Here is a 19,294-nt window from a genome sequence, read left to right as displayed (position 1 = left end):
ATGATGCGTTGGACAGAAGTGAAAAGACACTTGCACATCCTCCGTCTTTTTGTCAAATACTCGCTTATGAGTCAAATGGAATATCGCTTTAATTTTATTACAGGCATTGTGGCCGAGATTGCATTTCTTATCGCAAAGCTACTGTATGTATTGCTCGTTTTCAAAACAAATCTACATATTGATGGTTTATCACCAGATGTTATTTTGATGTTTTTGGGCGTTCATTTTATATTTACAGGTATCTATATGGGATTTTTCTTTCAAAATTTTTTGATACTAGGCCAAACGATCCGCGGCGGTGCACTAGATATGATGATGACGAAACCTATGTCGCTTCAGTTTCTAGTATCCTTACGGCATATCGACTTAGGAATGGCATTCCCTAACGTGATAACAGGCATCGTATTAATTACGAAAGGATGGAATGCATCTTCGGTAATGTGGTCGTGGGAAACGGTAGTCGGATTTGTCGTCTTTTTACTCATCGGTGTCATATTGACCTATTGTCTTATGATCATTCCTTCGCTCTTGTCATTCTGGTTGTTAGACACAAGTGCTGCAGCAGAAATTTCTTATGCGTTATGGGATGCCAACAATATGCCTGCAAGCCTCTATCATCGTGCCATTCAGCATATCGGAACATTCATCTTGCCGTTTTTCTTAATCACGAACTATGGACCATTGTTTGTATTGGGGAAACTTTCAACGGCTCAGTTGATTTGGGCCTTGCTAGCGCCCGTGCTCTTCTTCTTCCTCATTCGAACCGTATGGAAATATGCACTTCGTCAATATAACAGTTCCAGCTTATAACTCATCTAGTTGAACGACTAACGAATATGCAACAGCATTTCGATGGAGGTGTTTATAAGGATGACAAGCTATATTACGGAAAGCCCCATTCAATTGCTTAAGCCAGCTTCATCTGTCGCATTTTGGTATGCCAATATGAATGATGATCAGGCGTGGAATACGAGCAAATATTTCCCGGTTTTAAATGATCCTGTGCAAGCACAGCTAGTCATCCAGCAGGAACAACAGCTGCTCTGGATTGCTGAGCATGGGGATACGGTGTTATTCCATCATAAACCTGAAGATGAATTTGTAGCCTATGTTGAAATGGTGCGAGGACAAGGAACGTTGCCCCACATTCATCTGTCGTTTATCGACGATTCAGATTTCAGTGCTGTACAGCATAAACAGGATAAAGAACCCGTGCTTCTTCCATTTCTATTAACAGAGCAAGTTCGACAATGGTCACAGAATAATGGCTGGACATTGCGGTATGACGATGCTGACTATGTTCGTAAGCTGAATGACAAATATCAGGTTCGGAGATTCGTAGAGAAGAACGGATTTGCTGTTACAAAGGGTTATTTCTGTCATACACCTGAACAATTAGAAGAAGCTTACCAAATGATTCGTGAGCAAGGTTTCACCCAGGCAGTCCTCAAATCGCCGCATGGTTCATCTGGGAAAGGTTTATCTATTATTGATAGCGAGTTGGCTTTTAAAAAGATGATTGCTTTTATTCGCAGGCGAGCTGCTACATTTGAGCTTTTGATCGAAGCTTGGCACCCAATCCAACGTTCCTTGAATGCGCAAATTTTCATTCAGCTGAAAGAAGTACATTTGTTGGCGATTACAGAACAGCGCATTCAAGAGCGCGGCGTATATGTAGGTACGGACTATGCCCCGCAAATCCCAACAGAACTGCGTGAAACCTATGAGAAAGAAATGCTGAGATTAGGTCATCTGCTCCAGCAGCAAGGATATACAGGAGTTATTGGCGTAGATTCGATTGTTGATGAGCTAGGAGATTTGTATCCGGTCATCGAGATTAACGGACGTTTCACGCAGGTGACGTATTTGCTTCCATTTGTGGATACGCAACTTCGCACGTATGCTTTCGCTGAAAGCCGTTATATACGAGTTGATGCCGAGCGTCAATATACATTTTCAGAGATGAAAGCATTGCTGGATGAGGCACTAGAACCAGATCCTCGTCATCGCTACGTCATCTATACGTATGCAGCCCATCTACATGCTGAACGATGGCACTATAGAGTGTTTCTACTATTTCTGGGACAAGATGCTGGTTCATTTCAACACATGATCGATCGATTCGAGCGGTTTACACTTACTCCCTTAGAAGGGGTGAATGGAAAGTGAGTGCATTCGTTACGGTACTGAGTGCAGCTAACTCCTTAGGCATTTATGTTCCTGCCAAGCTGCTGCAGCATCAGTTGAGATCTCAAGGGTTACAGGTTCAAATAGAAATGTTGGAGCAATTGTATCCGGCGGTAACGCGAGACAGCATCCCTCGCTATCGCAAAGCCTTCCATCAGAGCTTTCGAGTCGCAAAGACAGGCTATCACTTGGCAAAGAATTTGGGCGATACGTTGGAAACTGTTAAAGTTGAGGCTCTGCTGACTAAATGGAAGGATGAAGGCAGAAAGCATTTCATTGTGATGACGGGTTTCTGGATCCCTGTAATTGAGCGATACAAAGAAATAATGGGGGACACGCTTCTTACTATTCAATTGATTCGACTTGATGCAGGAGAATCTGCTTCTTATGCTGTGCATAAAGGGCTCGGAGACACTTATCGCAATGTATGGATGTTCGAAGGGAACGAGCAACAGCAGTTGTATCGGCAGCTACTTGTAAGTAAGGAAGCACCATTACCTTTTGAGTCACGTGCTGATCGCTATACGATTCATGGTGGGGGCTGGGGAATTGGCACGTATCAAAATATAATCGATCCAGCAAGACAGCAGCAGCTTGCCTTAAATGTAATCGCTTACTATGTCGACGACATTCCGGATAACCGGGATCTTCATCGCTACTATATGATCGATCCTGCCTGGAATCCTTGGGACATTAATGAACATGGTGAACATGGTTTTCCGCCATTTGCGGAGGTTGATGAGCAGGGGAATGCTGCCTTTCAAACATCCAGCGGCCGCTCTTATCCTGAAGTGTTCGATCTCATTCGTAACAGTCGTGCTGTTATTAGTAAGCCAGGCGGTGCAACTTTGGTAGATTCCTTGTCGGCGGCAACGCCCATCATTATGTTAGAACCATTCGGTAGTCATGAGGTAGCCAATATGAAGCTGTGGGAATCAGCAGGATTCGGCATTCGTTATGAGCTGTGGAAGGAAGCAGGATTTTCTAATGATTTGTTAAGAGAGATGCATGACAACTTAATGCGGGCACGCGAAAAAGCGATAGATGTTGTAGAAGAGCTTGTTGCCCATTTACAAGTACCTATAAATTAAATAATCCCCTGTCAGCGGCGTAAGTGTAAGCAGCCATGAAAGGAGGTGAGGATGAAAGAGACTGCAATTCGGATGTGACGTAGTATCGTTCGTTGTCTTGTCAGTAATATGTAGTTCAACCAACCTACTTTTATGATGAGGAGGAGATACAAGATGGCAATCCAGATAAACAAAGAAGGGGTACCGTCTGTAATCAACACGTCAACACCTCGATGGATATGGCTGCAATTGTTAGAGGCATGTAACTTACGCTGCAAGATGTGCTACGAATGGGGCGACAATGGTGCTTATAAAGAAAGACCGGTGCTCGCTCAATTAGACATTAATGTTGTGAAGCAAATTATCGAGGATTGCAGTCATGCGAAGCCGTACTATGATTTGTTCGGTGGCGAGCCTTTAATGTACAAGCACTTTGATGAGGTGCTTGAAACCTTAAAGTATTATGGCAGTCAGGTGGCCTTCCCTACCAATGGCACCTTGCTGGAAAAGAAAGCGGAAACGATTATTGAGCATGGGGCGCATCGAGTATGGGTTTCTATGGATGGACCAGAAGAAATCAATGATGCGCAGCGGGGCCCAGGCGTATTTAAGAAGGCTAGACGGGGCATAGAGAAATTATTTGACCTGAGGGAAGCAAAAGGCTTGGAGTTTCCTAAAGTAGGCATTATTTTTATCATTACCCCTTTAACTTATATGCATGTGGAGCGGTTGTTCTTCGAGCACATTGATATTACGAAGCTAGATCATATTAGTCTAGAGTTCCAGTCGTTCATTACTCCTGAAGATCATGTTGAATACCGTAACATACTGAAAAACAACTTCAATCTAGACACGAATGCGCAAGTTTCCAATGGATTTGTTCGTAAATTGTCTGAATTTAGTGAAATGGATAGAAAAGAGCTGTCTCGTCAAGTACGCAATATCGAGCGCTATTGCCAAGAAAAAGGCGTTTATTTCAACGCTTACCCACAAAATATGACCGAGGAAACGATCGAACTCTATTTCAGCGGCAACAGCCACGAGCTATCGCATGCGAAGAAGCGGTGTGAATTCCCTTGGCTCAGCACGGAGATTAATGCGCGCGGCGATGTTACCTCTTGCCACGCTTTCTACGACCTTACTTTAGGAAATGTAAATGAAGAGCGCCTTTTAGACATATGGAAAGGGCCTCGCTACAAGGAATATCGCAATTACTTGAAACGTAATTCTTTTCCTATTTGCCAAGCATGCTGTTTGAATTTCAAAACGAAGACGGAGAAATAAGATGAGTAGTATACAGATGAATGGTGGGCTTCGTATTGGCGTACTTGGCTGTGCTCGTATTGTGGGGAGAGCGCTGATACAACCATTACGAAGTGTGCCTAATTTAACGGTTCATGGAATTGCTAGTCGTTCTCTTGAGCGGGCTGAGCAATTTGCTTCAAAATATGCCATACCGCAAGCGTTTGGCAGTTATGAGCAGTTGTTAGCTTCACCAGATATCGATGTCGTCTATATTGCTTTGACCAATGAACAGCATGTGGAGTGGGTAATACGTTCTTTGCAGGCGGGCAAGCATGTGCTGGTTGAGAAGCCAATGTGCTTGACGATGAAAGAGTATGATCGTATTGCAGAGGAACAATTACGGAGCGGGCTTTACGTATTGGAAGGTGTTATGATTCAACATCATCCATGGCAATCGACGGTGAAAAGGTTTGTTGAGTCTGGTGAGTATGGTAAGTTGCATGCCGTGGACATGAATCTCAGTGTTAGGGTGGATAGAGAAGGAACGGATGATTATCGCATGTATCCAGAGCAGGGCGGTGGAGCTTGGTATGATTTCGGCACGTACTGGCTTCAAACGCTTCAAGCTATCGTTGGATTGAACATGGCACAGGCTGAAGCTAGCTCTAATTTCGATGGGCCTAATCATACGGATTGGACTTTTCGCGCAGATGCAACGTATGAGAATGGCTTGAAGGCCACTTTTAAAGGTTCGTTTGAGGAGCAGTATGAGGCAAGTGTTATCTTTCAATTTGAGCGCTGCAAGGTTGTGCTGCAAGATATTTTCCGCCCAGGTATTGCGCCCTGCAAGCTGGCTATGCATGTAGAGCACATCGAAAGTGAAGATGTTGAAAGTATTGGTTATGAGAAGCAGTCTTATTTCTCGAATCAATGGCAGTATTTCAGTGATGTAATTATAAATCGAGTTCCTAGTGATGCTTTCGCGCTCACAGGTGAACGAGTAAGGATTCTCGAGCAGCTGTACAATCAAGCGCGCATGCTATCAACGACGATCGTTATAGATTAGGAGGAGTCAAGGTGAATGATAAAATTATTGCTATCTTAAGTGAAGTGAAAGAAGATCCAGCTCTATTGCAAACGCTGCAGCCAACTTCAGATATTGTGAATGACGCGGGTCTTGACTCTTTGCAGATGATTAACTTTATGCTGGCTATAGAGGACGAGTTTGATATCCAAATTGACTTTGATACGTTTGATTATGACCATTTATCATCGATTGAAATTTTTTCAGCTTTCTTGCGAGTATCAAAGGCAGCTCAACCACAGACCTAGAGAGCCGGACTGTGTAAAAATAACACGTAGTAGTTGGGAAGGAGGAAGACGATGCAACCACGTACGCATGTTAAATTTGACCGAAATACGTTTCAAAATGTAAAACGAACCATTCGCAACATGTCGGTGTCTCGCAGAGCTCAGCGGCATGATCCTACCTTTGCACTGGATGTGCCAGATGATATTGGCATTAAGTTAAACAATGGTTGTAACTTACGCTGCAAACATTGCTTCGAATGGAACAGTGATGGATATCACCATGATATGTCGCGAGAGGTGAAAAACGCAGAGATTGATTTTGATCTGCTATGCCAATTGTTAAAGGATACGCAGCATCGAAGTTCACGCTTATTTCTTTGGGGTGGCGAACCGCTATTCTATACCCAATTTGAAGCATTGGCGGATTATTTAGCAGAAGATCCTCGTACGACAACGATTTGTACGAATGGTTTGCTTATTAAGGATAAATTAGATTCGATTTTGAAAATATCAGAAGGACTTACATTGCTAATCAGCCTTGAAGGGTTCGAGGCAGAAAACGATGCGATTCGAGGCAGAGGAACGTTTCAAAAAGTCGTTGAGCAAATGAATATGCTGCTCGAATTGCAAAAAGCGGGCACGTATAAAGGTCGGATTTCGATCAGCTTGACGATTAACGATGCAATGATCGGCAAGCTGTATGACTTTATGGAATATTTTGAGTCACTAGGTATTGATACTGTTTATTTTGTATTCCCATGGTACATCCCAGAAGATGTTGCCAACAAAATGGATGACTACTATCGCGAGCGCTTCAACTGGCTTGAGGCGGCGAAAATGCAGCAGCGATATAGTTGGCATTCATTTACGTTCCGCGTGTCTGAAGAAAATATTGAGCCGCTGAAAGAAGAGATGAAGCGGATCAATGCGCGAGTGTGGGACAGTCGTATACGTTTCCAGCCTGCACTTGAACCAGGAGAAGTGAGAGATTTCGTACTTGGCTCTGAAAAACCAGCCATGAAACGAACACAATGTCTATCCATCTCGAATCGCATCGACATTATGCCGGATGGAAAGGTTAATCCATGCAAGTTCTTTCCTGAATTTACGCTCGGTGATTTGAGTAAAGATGATCTGCAAGATGTCTTCCACAGTGATTCATTTCGACGTCATCGTGAAGTATTGGGTGAAGGACTAACTCCTGTCTGCTCCCGTTGCGTTCTACTGTATAATCATGGTAGATGAACGGTTTGTCGAATGAGGAGGTGTGGACGATGACAACCGAAACCGTTCATATTTCTGCATGGTCCTTGTATCAACCTGATAATGAGCCAATTCGTAATGTGATACAGGAGGCTAAGAGGGAAGGTTACGTCTTTACAAGGGACGAGGCAGAGTTCAATCAAGAAGGCATATACACGGTTGCGATGGAAAAGCATTTGACCCATCTTCAAATGATTGAGCGAGTAGTGGAGCCTTTGATCGAAAAATGCAGAAAAAAAGGAACCACGATAGCTGAAATATGGTTTGCCCAAACTTCCATGGTTGCCTGGCATGATCGGAACTTTTTTAAATCGGCATTAGCACGGTGGGGGCTAGAGCATGTGCCCATTTATGCGTTGGAGGAGTACTCTTGCTCTAGCTTCCATTCTGTGCTTAAAAATGCAAAAATCATGCTTGAGCATGCTCCCAACGAAGCCATTCTATTTATCGGCTGTGATAAAGGCAGACATCCGCTTGATTACGTAACCGATTATGTGTTCGTTGGTGATAGTTCATCTGCTTGCATTCTAGAGTACGGAAAAGGAGCGCATCAGCTTCTTGCCGTAGATTCCAAGCATGATAAAGTCATCTACGATAATGACGAAGAGAAGATTAAGCAGGCTTATCAATTGTACTATTTGCATATCCGGCAATTTGTTATCAGGATGATTAAGCAGAATGGATTAAAGGTTGAAGATATTAAACTCGTATTTTGCAACAACATGCCTAACTTCGTATGGGAGACGGTGGCGCGTACAACAGGCATACCACTCTCTAAATTTTATAGGCCCTCCTTGCATACTGGCTGCCATATGACGAACTCGGATGTTCTATTCAACTTGGAGCATGCGGTTATGCACGAAGCACTCGCTCCTGGAGACTATTATTTTTCTTTAACAACTGGGACAGGCGGAAGCTTCGGATGTGCTCTACATCGATATTGTCCACCCAATCATACTGACCAGAACCAGGGGGATTACTAAATGGTGCAAGAGCTTTCCTCACGCTTGTTTCTAAGCGATCTTTCCATAAAGAAACCTAATAGCTTCAAAACATTTGAGCAGTGCGGTGAAGCCATGGAATACGAGCTTGATAAGATGGCTGAAGAAAGGGAGCATTTGTTCCAAGCTTCTGGGGTTCCACCTTTGTGGCCTCCAGGTGCGGAAAGTCGTGTTCATGTTCATCATGCTAGTTCTGGCAGCACGAACCATTCAATGGTAGCAACGATAGCAACCCCTGTTCTCGTTCCTGCCTTTTATGAACTGCCGTACGATTCGATATGTTCGGAGGCGATTCAATCAGGACGTTACAATAACGCATCCTATTTGTGCTATTGCCATGAAACCGTCGTTCCAGCTATCATCTATATGCCTAGCTTTCAGCTTGCACAAGCGCTGGGGCATGCGAGGACAATGCCTTTGGCGATTGGTCAGCATGGTAGTCTAGCATGTATTCTAGGTTTGCGATGGCTGGAACGCATGCTGCTGAAAGATGAGTCAAGTCACGCGGTGCTTACGATCATTGACCAAATGGTTTATCCATTTAGCAGACGTCATTGGAATGGATATTTGAAAGCGGATATGGCTATGTGGTGTCGTGTATCCTCACAGGGCGGTGAATTTGAAGTACTGTCCTATGAGGACAAGCCTGCTTATCTGGCAACGGATATGTTTGATTGGACAAGCGAAGATTACGATCAAGCTATTGATGGCTTGGTTCAACAATTAGAATCGTCGATTAAGCAGAGAGAACATGTGCGGGCGGATTTAATGATCGTTCAGCATGTCTCAGCGAACTGGATGAGCGAGGTTGAACGTATAGCCGATCAAGCTGGCATAGCTCTCTATATAAGATCGGAATGGACAGAAGTGAACGGTCTCGGAAGTGATCCCTTTTTGACCCTACAAGAAGCTGTTAATACAGGCATGCTTGTATCTGGTCAAACAGCTTTGCTCGTATTTGCGAGTGTTGATTATGGAATAGGGCTCGTACGAATTAAGAAGGTGCGTTGAACTAGATTGTAGCCAAGTTTATAAATAATAAGTGTGAAGGTTCCATTACTCCTTATGGAGGGGCATGATAAATGAAACCTATTTACAGCTATCGAATGATAGATAACAGAGCTATAATAGCTTACTTTGAACCACAGTGCGGCTAACCGCTTGTGGTTTTTTGTTGCTTATTCATACAAAATTATCTAATACAAAAATTACAATTTACAAAACTTTTGGACGTTTCATGCATCTAACAGGTATACTCATATTTATGTGTATAAGTGGATTCCAGATTCCAAATCGATGTTAGTAGAGAGATTCAAGTGTAAATCTGTACTGATAAGGTGAATCTCGAATTACATAACAGTGGTAAAAATAGATTACAAAGTGGATGGTGGTAGCTGAGGACATGATCTATACAGATTGGCTATACTGGTTATTTGTACTTGCAACATGTATTTTATTTTATGTTGTGCCTTACCGAGTGAGACCTTACGTCCTGTTCGCAGGTGGAGTTACGTTTTATACGTATTACGCAGGCTCCTTTATATTCTTACTATTAAGTGAAGTTATCATTGCACTCTTGCTCATTTATTGGGCTTCCAAGAAATCTAGCAAATGGATATATCCTGCAGCTATACTAGGGGCTGTCCTTGTACTTGGTTATTTTAAATATAGTGGCATGCTGATTGAAACCTTGCAGGAGTTATTTTCGTTTATAAATCAGCCGTTTCTACCAACGGTAGAACAATTGATTTTGCCATTGGGTATTTCTTACTTCACATTTGAATTAATTCATTACTTGGTAGAGCGCAAGCGAGGAAATCTTCCCGAGCATAAGCCGATCGGGCTGTTGGCGTTCATCTTCTTCTTCCCGACGATGGTGGCAGGTCCAATTAAGCAATTCCAGGTGTTCTATCCACAGTTGCAGGCTCGCTTCCAATGGGAGAACATTCCCTATGGCATTGGGCGCATCGGAATTGGATTGTTCAAGAAACTTGTTCTAGCAGAGAGCATTAAGCTGATTGCAGCGCCTATATATACGGAGGCAGGAATTGCACAGTCGGATTTGTCCACGCTGTGGATTGCACTCATCGCGTACACGTTCGTTATTTATTTTGATTTCTCAGGATACTCAGATATTGCGATCGGTACGGCTAGACTGTTCGGTATCGTAGTACCGGAAAACTTCCGAAATCCATACATGGCCCGTAGTATTGCGGAGTTCTGGAATCGTTGGCATATCTCGCTCGGCGCATGGTTGACACGTTATGTGTATTTCCCGCTTGGGGGCAGCCGAGTGTCGCAACCGCGTGTTTACTTTAACTTGATGTGTACAATGACCGTGTCAGGGTTATGGCATGGTGCAGCATGGAACTTTGTCGTTTGGGGGATGTTCCACGGGGTCATGCTCTGTATTCATCGTTTCTTTGTGAAGGAAGTCAAGCCGAAGTTCCCTCCTGTTCCGAAATGGTTAAAACCGGGTACTACCGTATTGTCGATCGCGATTACATTTTTTGGCGTCACGATTAGCAGGGTATTCTTTGTTTTACCTATATTGGCAGGGTGGGAATTGACGCTGCGGTTGTTCGGCTTAAAATAATGGACTAAAGGAGTGAATGTTTAGCAATGGGTAACTTTTTTCCCTGGAAGTCGCTGTCGGTGTTAATGGTATCTATCGCAACGCTTGGTGTTGTTGGCATTAATCAGTGGGCAATGCCTATCGTAGACGATATGCAAAAGGAAGTCGTAAGCCATGCGAAAAAGGAACTACGTGTGCCTGCATATGATTCTATTGTCTATATGCCGCTATGGATCGAGCATCTGAAAGAGCAGCCAGATAATGGCCGTAAAAAAGTTGGTGTATTTGGACCATCAACGGTATTTGGTACGACGGTTAAGGATGGTAAGAACACGACAGCTGGGGTACTCCAGCTGCATATGAAAGACAAAACCGTTTATAATCTAGGGCTTACAGGTGGTCGTTTTACAGAGACATACGCTATTCTTGCATCGATGATCGATGAAATTGATTATGTCGTCTATGAGGTGAACTATGGTATAGCTGTCGTTACTGAGAATGAGCCTGATGTGATGGTTTATCCGACAATGGTTAGCAAGCTTGGTCAAAGCATTCCTAAAGATTGGTTGGATGAATTCCCTACAAAAAATAAAAGCTCTCTTCCAAGTGATGCGCATAACTGGATGACAGCAAATGTGTTAAATAACTGGACGCTGTTCCATGACCGTGATGCGCTTAGCTATAAATTTTTAAAAACACGTACACCGATGGAGAAAATGCGTCGGGAGTTGAAGAAACAGCAGGATGCCAAGAAAGGCGTTAAGCCGGAACCAGCTGTTTCTCCGTATCGTGCCTATGATTCATTCAGCAGCACCTATAAGGCAAAGGTAGATAAACACTTCAAGTCTCTCTATACATGGAAAAAACCATTTGACCCTAACAATAGCTTTGGCTTGTTCATGATGGAGAAGACGTTGGACTTACTTAAAGAGCATAATAAGAAAGCCGTTTTCTATTCGGCGCCGTTAGACAAGACGTTGATAACGAAAAGCAAGCTGCTGGATTGGAAAGATTACAACAAAGTAATGGGCTCTTATAAAAAGCTGATAGAATCTCGTGGATATCCATATATTGAGTTCAACGGCGGAAAGAATGTCGTGGATCATAAATACTATCACGATCCTTCGCATATGACGGATGCAGGCAATAAGCTGTTTGGCGAAATTCTATACAAGAGGTTGAAACAATATGGAATCACCAACAAGTAGTAGAGTAGAAAAGCATAAGGCCCAATCATTGCCGTTAGGCCAACAAATAGCTCGTTATTTGTTACTAGGGCTCGTTACACTTGCTGGTGCTGCAATGATGATTATCGTCGTATTAGGAGTCCTGTTCTTTTCGGGTGAAACAGCAGAATTTATTTATATGAATTTTTAGTAGAGCAGAAACTTAACAGATTAATAGATAGAGATCTTTTAAAATTACTCAGAAAAGCTTGTGGCGTATAACGCTGCAAGCTTTTTTTGTTAACGAGTCCATTCCATAATGTGCGGGGTAACATATGCCTCAATGAAACTCGCGCCAATGAGCAGAGTCGTCATGATAGCTAACAATAAGGTAATTCTGGTGCCTTCTTGTTTCCAGTTAACACGCTGCTTAAGTTTAATGAAGCGAGCTGCCCAGACTAACGGCTTCAAACCGATTGCGCCAGCAATGAGCAAGGCTGGAATTTCTAATATGCCATGGGGCAGCAAACCTGCCAAAATCGTTTCGACGGAGCTAAAGGAAGAGGCTAAAACGGAAACAAATCCGATCATAATCCCGTTAAATAACAAAAACATAATCGTCGGAATGGATAGTAAAATACCGCTAGCAGCAATAATGAGTCCCGTTACGATATTATTAAACGCTAGCGTATACCATTCAGGGTACTGCGGATTATAGTACGTTTTTGGATCGATATCGACATAGTTGCCCAATGAGATACCAAGTAGTAAACCAGCTATTAGGAACAAAGCAGCTAGTATAAGGCGTTTCTTTTCTTCTTGCCATACTTGTTTTAAGTTGATTTTCATGCTGTTTTTCACCTCATGATGTATTTTAATAGCTTTACTTTACATAAATGTACATAAGTAAAAGTACACCTAAATCTATCAGGTGTACTCATATAGGGGATTACAGAGCAACAGCAGTATCGATTAATCCAAGATTAATAAGGGTCTCAAGAAGTCCTCTAATTGGCTCGAGCTGAGGAGGAAGAATACCCGTATCGATAAGATTACGGATAATTTCAAGTGCTACCGAAAGATCAACACCAAGTAACTGCGCAACATCCAACATCATAGTTTTGCACCTCCTTTTCTGTGGAACTAAGACCAATCTATGAGGATTCTACTAGATTGGTTCCAAATTTAAGCAGCTCGTCCCATAGATTTAGATATGTCGTCCATGTCATATTGGACAAGTATCAGCTAGCTTAATCGTTATGCTTAATAGCTATGGAATCTGATCTGCTTTTCATGTGTTGAGTACTAGCTGGAGGGAATGTATGTATTAAATTGGCAGTGAAATTTTCGGGGATTTATGCTAATATCATTTTTGTTCTTGTTAGAAGAACAACTGTATTCCTACAGGAGACAAAATAGTGATTTTTCCATGAATAGAACATGCTAAGGAGATACAGCTATGAAACGGATTGGACTTTTTATGCGGATTATTATTGCGATAGCCCTCGGGATTGGACTTGGACTTGTGGCGCCGGACTGGTTTATTCGCATTTTTGTTACCTTCAACAAAGTATTTGGAAACTTCCTAAGCTTTATTATTCCACTTATTATTATTGGATTTATTATTCCTGGTATCGGGGAATTGGGGCGTGGAGCGGGTAAATTAGTAGGTTTAACGGCAGTCGTTGTCTACTTGTCAACGGTTGTTGCAGGCTTCCTGGCTTATTTCGTGGCTTATTCAACGTTTCCGAAGTTTCTTAGTGCCTCAAATGTTAATCAAGCGACTCATGGCACGGGGCAAAAGTTGTTAGTGAGTTATTTTGACATTGGAATGCCGCCTATATTTGATATTATGACTGCATTGCTGCTTGCTTTCCTGATCGGGATTGGGATTACAGTTGTACAGGCAGATGGCTTAATGAAAATATCGCTTGAATTGAAAGACATCGTTGGTAAAGTCATTTCCGCGATTATTATACCGCTGCTGCCTGTTCATATTGCGGGTATTTTTATGAACATGACGCAAGCAGGCGAAGTGGCAATGATTTTACAAGTGTTTGTTAAAGTGTTTGCAATCATTCTAGTACTGCACTTGATTATTTTGATTCTACAGTTTTCGATTGCAGGGGCATTAAATAAACGTAATCCGTTCCGCATGCTGCGTACTATGGTGCCTGCATATTTTACAGCACTAGGTACACAATCGTCAGCAGCGACGATACCGGTGACATTGAAGCAGGTAAAAGAGCTAGGTACAGATGAAGAAGTTGCTGACTTTGTTGTTCCACTATGCGCAACGATTCATATTACAGGTTCAACCATTACGCTTACCTCGGTGTCTGCAGCGATCTTGCTGTTGAATGGACATGCACTGTCACTTGAAGTGATGGTTCCCTTCATATTGATGCTGGGCATCACGATGATTGCCGCTCCAAGTGTCCCAGGTGGTGGGGTGATGGCTGCGCTGGGTTTATTTACATCCATGCTCGGCTTTGATGAAGCGATGATTAGCTTGGCGGTTGCGTTGTATATCGCGCAGGATAGCTTTGGTACAGCAACGAACGTTACGGGGGACGGAGCAATCGCACAAGTTATTCATTACTTTAAGAAAAAGGATAAGGTAACTGCTAGTAAGAGTTAAAGTTTTTACGAGTCAATTATCTAGTTATGTTGCAAATACTGCGACGTAACTAGTTTTTTTATATAGAAAATATAGGGTTAGGGGAAATAAGTTCCCCCAAACAATGACTGTTGCAAGGGGGAAGATATGAGTCTTTTCACGTAAATCGTTTTACTAAGGGGTTTAAACAACGTTGGATGTGGAGGATGCCGCTTCTTCGGAACTCTGATCACTTCTTGTTGTGCCTTTGTTCAGCATCATAATACCGACGACAACCAGCAGCAGGGCCACAATTTTCAGCATACTAATTTCTTCTTGAAAGAAAATAATACCGAGCACGACAGCTAATGCGGTGCCGATCCCTGACCATGTCGCATAGGCAGAAGACAGCGGTATTGTTTTTAACGAAAAACTCAAGAAGGTGAATGCCGTCAAATAACATATAGCAAAACCGAGTGTAGGATAAATAGCTGTGAAACCATTTGATAGTTTGAGCATCACAGTGCCTACGGCTTCTGAGATAATAGATATAGATAAGAAAAATATACCTCTCATAATTCGAACTCCTTACATAAATAGCGTTATTTTGTCATGTTCAACAGTATAAGACCCGTTACGAGCAGCACGATGCCGATAACACCTGTACGATTGATTCGCTCTTTAAAAAATAGAACGCCAACAAGCACGGTTAATATCGTCCCAAGTCCGCTCCAAGTAGCGTACACCGGACCTAAAGGCAGAAATTGAAGTACATTAGATAGTAGATAGAAGCATAGCCCATAACCAGCAACAACGCCGACGACAGGCCATGCTCGTGTAAATCCGTTGGAAAGCTTCAGCATAAAGGAGCCGAATACTTCAAATACAATTGAAAACAGTAATAAAACATAAGGCATTACGATAGTTCCTCCCTCAATAATTTCATCATATAATCGAACACGATCTGCTGATCCACATTAGCGACAGGATAGAGCTGAAACATAGATGAAAACCACAATCCATCACATAAGGTGCGAAGCACGACAGATTTCTCTTTGGACAACCCTTCTTGTTCCCAAGCTTGATGAAAACGCTCATATTCTTCGGCCCACAAATTCAAAAAATCTGAGTTGTTAGAAACGGCGGCTATCAAACTGGAGTTGACTAGAAGAAAGTCGGGATCAGCGGATGTTTTTATAGTTGCTTGTAAATAGGCCTGGCTGTAAGGGATGCCGGATTCCAACTCAGCTTCAATCATGTTACGGAAACAAGTGATGACATGAATGTTCAATCCTTTTATTAATTCGTCTTTGTTGGGGAAATGATACAGCAGACCACCTTTGCTAACACCAGCTTCTGCTGCTACAGCATCAAGCGTGAGTTGATTCGCCCCTTTGGTGGCGATAACTTGTGAAGCTGCATTCAAAATCTGTTCGCGTTTGGACATGTTTGCAACCACCTAACTGTACCGTCTGGACGGTTAATTTAAATTATTATAGTTGGTATGTTATGAAAATTCAACCTAGTTACGTTGCCAGATGATGTTCTGATTGGGTTTAAGGTTACATGAATATAGTTGCTTTCATATTAACAGTGTGATACTTTAAAGAAACAAGATGATAGGAGGGCTTAACATGCAAATCGAAATTTGGTCAGACTATATGTGCCCATTTTGTTATATTGGGAAGAAACGTTTAGAGACGGCCTTGCAGCAATTTGAGCATCGTGATCAAGTGGAGCTGGCGTATCGCAGTTTTGAGCTGGATCCTCATGCACCCCGTAATTTGAACCAGCGTGTAGTGGAAATGCTAGCGGCGAAATATGGCATGAGTATAGAGAAAGCGAGTGCCATGCAAAATCAGGTTGCAGAGCAAGCGCTCACAGTTGGTCTTACGTTTAATTTTGATTCGATGATCCATACCAATACTCGTGATGCTCATCGACTTACTCGCTATGCTTCGAATAGAGGCAAAGGAGCTCAAATGACAGAGCGATTATTTTATGCGGCATTTACGGAATCTCTACATGTCGGTGATCGTGCTGTGTTAACGAATTTGGCTGTTGAAATTGGACTTGATCGCGAGGAAGTAACACAGCTGTGGGAATCTGATGAGTATGTACAAGAGGTGCTGGCAGAAGAGCAGCGTGCTCAAGCGATGGGCGTTCGTGGAGTTCCTTATTTCTTAGTGGATGGCAAACTGGTGGTTTCAGGTGCACAGTCTAGTGAACATTTTGCAGAGGCGCTGCAATATGCTTGGCAGCATCGTGAGCAATCTAAAGAAGTTGCTTCGAATGAGGAATCTACTGGTTTGGGCTGTGTTGATGGAACTTGCTCCATATAGTGAATATAATAAAAAGTATCCTGTGCCGTTTTACTAGGAGCAGGATACTTTTTTTGTGCATGTAACGGATTATTTAGTAGATTCTAATCGCAGTTTGTTTGCAAAGTAGACGAATATTAGAGTGAGGTAATAGGAGTGATATCATGAGCCTGCCCACGAATCTTCCACGTGAAGTAGAAACATTACTCTTTGCATTTCAGCAAAGGTTACTGGCGGAGCTTCCTAATCAAATCTGCGGCATCTATTTATATGGATCGATTGCGCTAGACGCTTATAATTCTATGAACAGTGACATTGATATTATCGTGCTATTTGATACTAACCCAACAGAGTCAACTATACAAACGATTACCGATATTCATCAAGAACTGGCATCCACTCATCCATTAGCAAAGCGTATGGATAGCATGTACATTCCTCTTGATTACATAGGCAAACAGAATGATGATGTTCCGCCTTATATGTATGTTACGGATGGAAAGGTACGGCAAGGAAAGTGGGATCTAAATGCAGTGACGTGGTGGGTGTTGAAGCATCATGGCATTACGCTCTGCGGACCTAAGTGTATGGAGTTGAATATCAATATTTGCTGGGACGATGTCTTACAGACATTGGATTATAACCTTAATCATTATTGGAAGCGTAGATCAAACAGTAGGCTGTTGTTCATGCTGGATAGTGTTCGTGCAGACGCTGTATGTACGATGTGCAGGATTATGTACAGTCTAAAACAGCAACAAATTGTCCCAAAAGTTAAGGCTGTAAATCTTGTAATGAGTGAGCTTCCAGAGGAATGGCATTCACTCCTGTTGGAATCCATTGCAATTCGTGAGGGACATAGCAAGTCTCAGTCTATTTGGGGGCGCTGGAATAGGGCGAAGCAGACTCAAACTTTTCTCCGCTCGATGATTGCCAGAAGTTCGCAAAACTATTTACATAAGTGATCTACTATCAAGATGTAAGTAGGGACAACTGATACGTTTTATCCGGTTGACCCTACATCCTGTGTTTAGTGCTGCTGGCAATAGGAGTCGAACGATAGGAATACCTCGGTATTAGAGTGTTTTACGAGAAGCGGTAGTCTCACATAGTGAGCAGGCGAGGTAACTTCGGAGTATAGGCTGGATAAGTTATTGTGAGGACGCGCGGCTAGAGTAACGGCTGCTCGTCTTTTTACTTGAATGACTTATCACTGCTGGATTGCTTTTTGTTAAAGGAAAAGGTGAGCAACCAGATCACGATAATGACATATCCAATAGTAACGAAAATTGACCAGACTTGTCCTTCTTGCAATTGTTCAAACCAATACTCGAACTCATTTCCATCTCTTCCGATACTGTTGATTAACGATACGGCGGGTACTAACATGGTAACAACGGCCACGATGATGGAGAAAAAGGTGTTTTTCTTTCGGATAATACTAATAACCGTTGTTACTAGGGTGATAAATAAAAAGCTGTAATAAACCATCCACACCCAAGATGGCAATGTGTGTATATGCATTTCTTACTCCTACTCCTTTTCGACATCGTTAGCTAACGCATATCAGCTCGTGTCTTTATTTGTGTAATCTAAAGCCTATTATAACTAACTTTTTCCATAACGGAAGTAGATTTTAAAAAGTTTCGTTATTTTTATATAAAAGATGTAAGTTTTTTTGACATTTTTGTGTGATATTCAATAATTAATATGAAAATAACTATATAGGCATGTGATTACAACACGGAGCATTATTGATATGGTAAAGGAGGCGTATTGCTTGGGAGGGGGGGAATCTTTATCTCTAATATAAGCTTTCGTATAAAAAAGCGAGCGTACAGTTGTCGGTCATAATCCTCAAACTAACACGCTCACCAATATAATCTCAAGTACAAGCATTTGTATTAAAATTACAATCGAATTGACTTCTTATACAATGGATAGAACCACTTTACTCCTCGTGGGGTTAACGTATCAGCCACCAAATGAGATACGTATCCGAGCACAGCCACAACCATAATACCTTCAACTTGAAGCTGCTGTTCTAATCCATAGCCAATCATTCCCCAGAAGATGACCGCCCAAATCGTATGCGTCAGTCCTCGATGGCTGAGCCAAGGCGCCCAAGCCACAAACAGTCCGAATCCGATAAGCCAGTACATGTGGCTCTGCCAACCGATGAACATTAATACAGCTCCGATCAAGCTGACGATGGCGTTGCGGATAATCCCTTCCTTAGTGACAAAACCAAGTAAGAAAATAATAAATGCGCACATAGCCCATTCCATATTTACATGATCGTTTATCACGTATTGATAACCAAGACCAGCGACGAGTACAGCACCGAGCCATACAATCGACTCGCGAATCCAACGTGATAACTGTCCAATCCTTCTGCTTAACAGACTTGGCCCGTCTAGATCTGCACTAAGAGCAGAAAATGCAGAAATTGCTACATATAATCCTGCACTCTTAAAGGAGAATGGAAAATAAGCAGCAGCACCCATACCGATCGTGACACCAATTGCCAAGTGGGTAGTTCCTTTCATACGTCCT

Annotated in this window: 22 protein-coding genes; 15 read left to right on the top strand and 7 right to left on the bottom strand. The window is 42.5% G+C overall.

From position 1 onward, the window contains the following. The 12 genes from FPZ44_RS12835 (at position 1) to FPZ44_RS12780 (ending at position 12,029) form a co-directional block, all read left to right on the top strand. Positions 1–810 (top strand): ABC transporter permease, encoded by an 810-nt coding sequence (locus FPZ44_RS12835; protein WP_144990757.1) that lies wholly within the window; start codon positions 1–3, stop codon positions 808–810. A 60-nt stretch (positions 811–870) separates the two neighbouring features. Continuing rightward, the gene (locus FPZ44_RS12830) at positions 871–2,169 is read left to right on the top strand and encodes an ATP-grasp domain-containing protein (RefSeq protein WP_186786040.1); all 1,299 of its coding nucleotides are present in this window, start codon (positions 871–873) and stop codon (positions 2,167–2,169) included. Beyond that, a complete protein-coding gene (locus tag FPZ44_RS12825) occupies positions 2,166–3,278 on the top strand; it encodes a glycosyltransferase family protein (protein WP_144990753.1) in 1,113 nt (370 codons plus the stop codon). The genes FPZ44_RS12830 and FPZ44_RS12825 overlap by 4 nt, the downstream gene beginning before the upstream one ends. A 153-nt stretch (positions 3,279–3,431) precedes the next feature. Next, positions 3,432–4,541, top strand: a complete 1,110-nt coding sequence (locus FPZ44_RS12820) for a radical SAM protein (protein WP_144990751.1) — start codon at positions 3,432–3,434, stop codon at positions 4,539–4,541. Between the two features lies 1 nt (position 4,542). Then, positions 4,543–5,568, top strand: coding sequence for a Gfo/Idh/MocA family protein (locus tag FPZ44_RS12815; protein WP_144990749.1), 1,026 nt, complete (start codon positions 4,543–4,545; stop codon positions 5,566–5,568). Between the two features lie 11 nt (positions 5,569–5,579). Then, a complete protein-coding gene (locus FPZ44_RS12810) occupies positions 5,580–5,834 on the top strand; it encodes a phosphopantetheine-binding protein (RefSeq protein WP_144990747.1) in 255 nt (84 codons plus the stop codon). A 51-nt stretch (positions 5,835–5,885) separates the two neighbouring features. Continuing rightward, positions 5,886–7,058, top strand: a complete 1,173-nt coding sequence (locus tag FPZ44_RS12805; protein WP_144990745.1) for a radical SAM protein — start codon at positions 5,886–5,888, stop codon at positions 7,056–7,058. Between the two features lie 29 nt (positions 7,059–7,087). Continuing rightward, on the top strand, positions 7,088–8,059 hold the full coding sequence (locus tag FPZ44_RS12800) for a 3-oxoacyl-[acyl-carrier-protein] synthase III C-terminal domain-containing protein (RefSeq protein ID WP_186786039.1): 972 nt from the start codon (positions 7,088–7,090) through the stop codon (positions 8,057–8,059). Further along, positions 8,060–9,088, top strand: coding sequence for a hypothetical protein (locus FPZ44_RS12795; RefSeq protein ID WP_144990741.1), 1,029 nt, complete (start codon positions 8,060–8,062; stop codon positions 9,086–9,088). A 391-nt stretch (positions 9,089–9,479) separates the two neighbouring features. Then, positions 9,480–10,673, top strand: coding sequence for an MBOAT family O-acyltransferase (locus tag FPZ44_RS12790; protein WP_144990739.1), 1,194 nt, complete (start codon positions 9,480–9,482; stop codon positions 10,671–10,673). Between the two features lie 26 nt (positions 10,674–10,699). Beyond that, positions 10,700–11,860, top strand: a complete 1,161-nt coding sequence (locus FPZ44_RS12785; protein WP_144990737.1) for a hypothetical protein — start codon at positions 10,700–10,702, stop codon at positions 11,858–11,860. Further along, complete coding sequence (locus FPZ44_RS12780) at positions 11,841–12,029, top strand: hypothetical protein (protein WP_144990735.1); 189 nt, start codon at positions 11,841–11,843, stop codon at positions 12,027–12,029. Before FPZ44_RS12785 ends, FPZ44_RS12780 begins: the two co-directional genes overlap by 20 nt. Positions 12,030–12,118: 89 nt before the next feature. On the opposite strand, the gene FPZ44_RS12775 is transcribed toward FPZ44_RS12780, so the two are convergent. Both FPZ44_RS12775 and FPZ44_RS26470 read right to left on the bottom strand, forming a co-directional pair. After that, entirely contained in the window at positions 12,119–12,667 is a 549-nt protein-coding gene (locus FPZ44_RS12775) for a stage II sporulation protein M (protein ID WP_144990733.1), read from the bottom strand. A 100-nt stretch (positions 12,668–12,767) separates the two neighbouring features. Continuing rightward, a complete protein-coding gene (locus FPZ44_RS26470; protein WP_186786038.1) occupies positions 12,768–12,935 on the bottom strand; it encodes a hypothetical protein in 168 nt (55 codons plus the stop codon). 342 nt (positions 12,936–13,277) lie between these two features. Here FPZ44_RS26470 and FPZ44_RS12770 point away from each other — a divergent pair, with 342 nt between their 5' ends. Then, complete coding sequence (locus FPZ44_RS12770) at positions 13,278–14,459, top strand: cation:dicarboxylate symporter family transporter (RefSeq protein ID WP_144990731.1); 1,182 nt, start codon at positions 13,278–13,280, stop codon at positions 14,457–14,459. A gap of 162 nt (positions 14,460–14,621) precedes the next feature. Here the strand turns inward: FPZ44_RS12770 and FPZ44_RS12765 are convergent, their stop codons facing one another. Genes FPZ44_RS12765 through FPZ44_RS12755 form a run of 3 tightly spaced genes read right to left on the bottom strand, consistent with a single transcriptional unit; the run spans position 14,622 to position 15,864 of the window. After that, positions 14,622–14,993 (bottom strand): DMT family transporter, encoded by a 372-nt coding sequence (locus tag FPZ44_RS12765; RefSeq protein WP_272482989.1) that lies wholly within the window; start codon positions 14,991–14,993, stop codon positions 14,622–14,624. 26 nt (positions 14,994–15,019) lie between these two features. Beyond that, positions 15,020–15,334: a DMT family transporter gene (locus FPZ44_RS12760; protein WP_144990727.1), complete on the bottom strand. Its 315-nt coding sequence runs from the start codon at positions 15,332–15,334 to the stop codon at positions 15,020–15,022. After that, complete coding sequence (locus FPZ44_RS12755; RefSeq protein WP_144990725.1) at positions 15,334–15,864, bottom strand: TetR/AcrR family transcriptional regulator; 531 nt, start codon at positions 15,862–15,864, stop codon at positions 15,334–15,336. The genes FPZ44_RS12760 and FPZ44_RS12755 overlap by 1 nt, the downstream gene beginning before the upstream one ends. Positions 15,865–16,051: 187 nt before the next feature. Between FPZ44_RS12755 and FPZ44_RS12750 the strand changes: the two genes are divergently transcribed. Beyond that, positions 16,052–16,759 carry a DsbA family oxidoreductase gene (locus FPZ44_RS12750; RefSeq protein ID WP_144990723.1) on the top strand — a complete coding sequence of 236 codons (708 nt, stop codon included), beginning with the start codon at positions 16,052–16,054 and terminating at the stop codon, positions 16,757–16,759. Between the two features lie 143 nt (positions 16,760–16,902). After that, entirely contained in the window at positions 16,903–17,703 is an 801-nt protein-coding gene (locus tag FPZ44_RS12745) for an aminoglycoside adenylyltransferase domain-containing protein (RefSeq protein ID WP_144990721.1), read from the top strand. A 229-nt stretch (positions 17,704–17,932) separates the two neighbouring features. Here the strand turns inward: FPZ44_RS12745 and FPZ44_RS12740 are convergent, their stop codons facing one another. Next, positions 17,933–18,262, bottom strand: a complete 330-nt coding sequence (locus tag FPZ44_RS12740) for a hypothetical protein (RefSeq protein WP_144990719.1) — start codon at positions 18,260–18,262, stop codon at positions 17,933–17,935. A 386-nt stretch (positions 18,263–18,648) separates the two neighbouring features. Further along, positions 18,649–19,287: a metal-dependent hydrolase gene (locus tag FPZ44_RS12735; RefSeq protein WP_144990717.1), complete on the bottom strand. Its 639-nt coding sequence runs from the start codon at positions 19,285–19,287 to the stop codon at positions 18,649–18,651. Positions 19,288–19,294 lie beyond the last annotated feature (7 nt).

This window comes from Paenibacillus agilis (assembly GCF_007786455.1).
Lineage (GTDB): Bacteria > Bacillota > Bacilli > Paenibacillales > Paenibacillaceae > Paenibacillus_B > Paenibacillus_B agilis.
This window is presented reverse-complemented; position numbering and strand designations above follow the sequence as displayed.